At 54.6% G+C, this 401-nt stretch carries 1 protein-coding gene; it reads right to left on the reverse strand.

What is annotated here, in order from left to right:
• Positions 1-401, reverse strand: a 401-nt coding sequence (locus HMPREF0201_RS19545; protein ID WP_016538471.1) for a GTP-binding protein, incomplete at both ends; no start/stop codon positions are given.

The following is a 401-nucleotide window of genomic DNA, read 5'->3' on the forward strand; positions in this document are numbered from 1 at the left end:
GGGATGTAAGAATCCAGGTAGCCAGCCAGCTCAACGATTTTAGCTTCCCACTCTGCTTCGCCTTCCAGCGCTTTCAGAGCAGAACCACGAACGATTGGAGTATCGTCGCCCGGGAAGTCGTACTGGGACAGAAGTTCACGAACTTCCATTTCTACCAGTTCCAGCAGCTCTTCGTCATCAACCATGTCGCATTTGTTCAGGAACACGATGATGTACGGAACGCCAACCTGACGACCCAGCAGGATGTGCTCACGGGTCTGTGGCATTGGGCCATCAGTCGCAGCAACAACCAGGATAGCGCCGTCCATCTGAGCAGCACCGGTGATCATGTTTTTAACGTAGTCGGCGTGCCCTGGGCAGTCAACGTGCGCGTAGTGGCGAGTCGGGGTGTCATATTCAAC

Source organism: Cedecea davisae DSM 4568, assembly GCF_000412335.2.
GTDB lineage: Bacteria > Pseudomonadota > Gammaproteobacteria > Enterobacterales > Enterobacteriaceae > Cedecea > Cedecea davisae.